Raw genomic sequence first — 1,062 nt, 5'->3', positions numbered from 1 at the left:
ACGGGCTCTGACTACTTGTAGGCACACGGTTTCAGGTTCTCTTTCACTCCCCTCCCGGGGTGCTTTTCACCTTTCCCTCACGGTACTGGTTCACTATCGGTCACTAGGGAGTATTTAGCCTTGGGAGATGGTCCTCCCTGCTTCCGACGGGATTCCTCGTGTCCCGCCGTACTCAGGATCCACTCAGGAGGGAACGAAGTTTCGACTACAGGGCTGTTACCTCCTCTGGCGGGCCTTTCCAGACCGCTTCATCTACTCCGTTCCTTTGTCACTCCGTATTGAGTGTCCTACAACCCCAAGAGGCAAGCCTCTTGGTTTGGGCTGTTCCCGTTTCGCTCGCCGCTACTCAGGGAATCGCTTTTGCTTTCTTCTCCTCCGGGTACTTAGATGTTTCAGTTCCCCGGGTATGCCCTCCATACGCTATGTATTCACGTATGGATACTGCCCCATTACGGACAGTGGGTTCCCCCATTCGGAAATCTCCGGATCAACGCTTACTTACAGCTCCCCGAAGCATATCGGTGTTTGTCCCGTCCTTCATCGGCTCCTAGTGCCAAGGCATCCACCGTGCGCCCTTTCTAACTTAACTAAACACACTTTTCAGCCTGTTATCTAGTTTTCAAAGAACAATGCCAACCTCGTCTCCTTTTTAATAGACGTAGGCGAAAATATGAGGGATATTCCCTCAAAACTAAACGAAGCGAAAAAGCGTTTTTTCATCATACGATGTCTAGCTTCGAACGAAAGTTCTCCGCTTTTCTTCTTATCCTTAGAAAGGAGGTGATCCAGCCGCACCTTCCGATACGGCTACCTTGTTACGACTTCACCCCAATCATTTGCCCCACCTTCGGCGGCTGGCTCCCGTAAGGGTTACCTCACCGACTTCGGGTGTTGCAAACTCTCGTGGTGTGACGGGCGGTGTGTACAAGGCCCGGGAACGTATTCACCGCGGCATGCTGATCCGCGATTACTAGCGATTCCGGCTTCATGCAGGCGAGTTGCAGCCTGCAATCCGAACTGAGAGCGGCTTTTTGGGATTGGCTCCCCCTCGCGGGTTCGCGA

The 1,062-nt window shown here is 52.8% G+C and carries 2 rRNA genes; both read right to left on the bottom strand.

The annotated features are described in order from the left end of the window. Positions 1–589: ribosomal RNA gene (locus tag JV16_RS14820) — 23S ribosomal RNA — on the bottom strand; the annotation flags it as partial. A 184-nt stretch (positions 590–773) separates the two neighbouring features. Beyond that, a 16S ribosomal RNA gene (locus JV16_RS14815) occupies positions 774–1,062 on the bottom strand; the annotation flags it as partial.

Source organism: Anoxybacillus ayderensis, assembly GCF_000833605.1.
GTDB lineage: Bacteria > Bacillota > Bacilli > Bacillales > Anoxybacillaceae > Anoxybacillus > Anoxybacillus ayderensis.
This window is presented reverse-complemented; position numbering and strand designations above follow the sequence as displayed.